Raw genomic sequence first — 3,321 nt, 5'->3', positions numbered from 1 at the left:
CCAAAAGTCAAGTAATAAGCATAAAAATGTGAAAAAATTTAAAAAAAGAAAATAAGTGGAGGGAAAACTCAAAAGAGAAAACCCTAAATCCACTTATATAGAGCATCTATAGTTTCCTAGGTGTCTCGACTATTATAAGGAGGAAGCACTATGGGGTCACTATTTAAAGAATTTTTCAATAAAGGAAAAGGGAATAAGTCCGGCGGAGAAATAATCTATACAAACGATCCTCTGGAAGGAACAGACACACAGAAATTGAGAGCAGAGATTTCCGGTCGTGTACAAGGAGTCGGCTTCCGTTTCACCACCAAGCAGGCTGCAGATGAACTTGGCATTACTGGTATCGTTCGTAATGAATCTGACGGGACCGTTTATGTAGAGGCGCAGGGCAGCGCAGAACAGCTGTCCCGATTTGTTGAAGCTCTGCGGAAAGGACCAAGTCCTTCGGCAAATGTGGATAAAGTTGTAGTCACCTATGACGAAAATGTTGAAGAAAAAACTAATTTTTCCCAAGCTAATTGAATTCTTGCTTCCTTTATTGTATAGTGTTCAATAGCGTGTCAGACATCAAGACCACGTGACTAACTTACTTTAAAGGATTGAACTGATTTGAAAAACAGAACAAAAAGATGGCTGTTATCCGGTGGGATGCTGTCGATCGTCTTATTCCTTTCGGGATGTATGAGAGTCGATCAGGCTGGAAACCCGACTGGTGGCTTTTCTCAATTTTTATATGATTATCTGGTGCTGCCGACTCAGTCGTTCATCGAAATTCTTGCAGATTTATTCGGTGGAAACTACGGCTTGTCAATTATTGCAATAACCATTATCGTTCGTATCATTATACTTCCACTCTCAATTAAGCAGCAACGTACGTCTATGGAACAGCAGACAAAAATGGCCGTTGTCAAACCTGTAACAGATGAGATTCAAGCTGAAATGAAAGAAACAGATGATGCTCAGAAAAAACAGGAACTGCAACAGGAACTGATGGAAGTTTATCGTGAGAACAATGTCAATATGCTCGGCGGCTTGTCCGGGTGTCTTCCACTTCTGATTCAGATGCCTGTATTTACAGCAATGTTCCAGGCTATCCGCATGTCAGAATCGATCCAGAACGCGACTTGGTTAGGTATGCAGCTAGGCGAGCGAAGTATCATTCTTGCGTTACTGACCGGAGCTGTCTACTATGTCCAAACTCGAGTCATGCAGGCTGGTATGCCTGAAGAGCAGCGCAAACAATCCAACTCAATGATGCTGATGAACCCGATCATGATCCTGATGTTTTCTATTACCGGACCAGCTGGTTTAACACTATACTGGTTTGCTGGTGGATTTGTGGCGATCGGACAGTCCTTGTTGACCAATCTTTACTACAAGCCAAAACTGGAAAAGGAAATGAAAGAAAAGCACGGCGACAAACAGGTCGTTGAACGTAAAAAGCCTTCCCGCAGAAAAATTCAGGCTGAAGAAGTCACGACAAAACAAGGGAAGCAAGTTTCACCTGCACCGTCTGCTAAGGACAAACGACGTAATCAGAGTCCTTTTGAATCGAAAGGCCGTCGTAACTCAGGCAAGCAGCAGAGAAACAATTAATGTTTTTAAAATGATGTAGAAGAGAGCCTCGGCTCTCTTCTTTTCTTTTGTCATAGAGATGAAAAGCCCGGCGTGTGCCGGGCTTCCTTTTATTATTCAAGGAATTCTATTCCATTAGAGCAGTATCGAGGTCTTTCGTCCAACTCGATGACTGGATCACTCTCCGGTTGGTCGCTCAGGGATTCTTTTAACCAACTCGATACCAGAATTGTTTCTTAGTTGGGCATTCCCGCTGTCTTTCGGACAACTCAGTGACAGGACCATACTCCAGTTGGCTGCTCCCAACTTCTTTCGTCCAACTCGAGAACAGGATCACACTCCAGTTGGATGCTCCCGACATCTTTCGTCCAACTCAATGCCGCCATCGCATCTCAGTTGGCTACTCCCAACTTCTTTCGTCCAACTCGAGGACGCCATCGCAACTCAGTTGGCTGCTCCCGACATCTTTCGACCAAGTCGAGGACACGGTCGCATCTCAGTTGGCTGCTCCCGACACCTTTCCTCCAACTCGAGGACGCCATCGCAACTCAGTTGGCTGCTCCCGACATCTTTCGTCCAACTCGGTGACACGATCGCAACTCAGTTGGCTGCTCCCGACTTCTTTCGTCCAACTCGAGGACGCCATCATTCTTTATCCAATCATTAATGCTTCTCCGGTTATTCGAGATATCCAATTAGTTCAAAGATAATATACACCCTGACTTTTTCCCTGTTGCTTATAATGGGTGTTTAGAGCCCGTCTGATGGACTTGGCAGGCAATGCCCCATTCAGCCATTCACTGACACATTTGGTAGTAATCTTCATCTCCGGGAACAGAAGCTTCATTTCTTCAACGTTGCCAATAATATTATCCAATCTGTCTGTTTTTATTCCACATGCTTTGCAGACACAGCTGCGTTGTGAATATGCAAGTGTAAAACTTTTACAATGTGTACAGGTTGGGCCTTTAAGAAGGTCTTCCCAGGCGTATGTGGGAAGATTCAGCTCAAACGGTACATTCTGTTTGTGATTTTCCAGTAATCTGTTTGCGAGCTGACGTAGTTTGGGGTTTCGGCTGACCTCCTGATCATCAAGTTTTCTCAGCAGTTCATTTATTTGAGTTGGCAAGCAGACGCTGTCATCAGATCCGACACGGTAAAGTGTAAATTCAGGATTGATAAAAACCAGATACTTCACTACGTTGACAGAGTAATTCCACGATTTCATCAGCTGGGCAAATAGAGTAGCGGTTCTCTCGAGCTGGTTATTTGGACTTACAATAGTGTATCCACGTTTACTGATATACTTCCCTGCTTCATACCGATACTCTCCTTTGTAGTTCTTTATTTCAAATATATAGACACTGTTATTCATCAGAATGAGTGAATCAATCTGTATCGATGAGCCATTTACCGATAGCAGGAGATCGTTCAGAATAAGTATGTCTTTGTTTAACCTAGTCTGAATCAAGTTATCAAATGTTATTTCACCTTCCAGTCCTGCTTTTAAATGATTGTATTTGCTGAGTTCGTCTTTACTTAATGATAATCGGCTGTTCAGTGACTCATAGCCCCTCAACTGTGATGACTTTTCCCTGGATTTCAAAATTAACATGTGCTCCCTCCTCGTATAATAAGTTTGTAGTTAAGAATTGTTCTTAACTTAGTTGATTGATTAACTGTTTGAAAGAATGGAGCTTTCTCCCCCATGGGGGAGAAAAATTTCAAAAAGTCGCTTTTGATGAT

General features: G+C 43.0%; 3 protein-coding genes. 2 read left to right on the top strand and 1 reads right to left on the bottom strand.

From position 1 onward, the window contains the following. Nucleotides 1-150 precede the first annotated feature (150 nt). Together ACYQ4S_RS11270 and yidC are read left to right on the top strand one after the other, a co-directional pair. Entirely contained in the window at nucleotides 151-522 is a 372-nt protein-coding gene (locus ACYQ4S_RS11270) for an acylphosphatase (protein ID WP_091266108.1), read from the top strand. A gap of 87 nt (nucleotides 523-609) precedes the next feature. After that, entirely contained in the window at nucleotides 610-1,596 is a 987-nt protein-coding gene (gene yidC / locus ACYQ4S_RS11265; protein ID WP_346025555.1) for a membrane protein insertase YidC, read from the top strand. 679 nt (nucleotides 1,597-2,275) lie between these two features. Here the strand turns inward: yidC and ACYQ4S_RS11260 are convergent. Continuing rightward, a complete protein-coding gene (locus ACYQ4S_RS11260) occupies nucleotides 2,276-3,190 on the bottom strand; it encodes a nuclease-related domain-containing protein (RefSeq protein ID WP_346025556.1) in 915 nt (304 codons plus the stop codon). Between the last annotated feature and the right edge of the window lie 131 nt (nucleotides 3,191-3,321).

Source organism: Alkalibacterium sp. s-m-28, from assembly GCF_054658175.1.
This window is presented reverse-complemented; position numbering and strand designations above follow the sequence as displayed.

What these genes read in the sequence shown, in the direction of transcription:
- ACYQ4S_RS11270 (WP_091266108.1), top strand. Translation starts at nt 151, where the DNA reads ATGGGGTCACTATTTAAAGAATTTTTCAATAAAGGAAAAGGGAATAAG.
- ACYQ4S_RS11260 (WP_346025556.1), bottom strand. Translation starts at nt 3,190, where the DNA reads ATGTTAATTTTGAAATCCAGGGAAAAGTCATCACAGTTGAGGGGCTAT.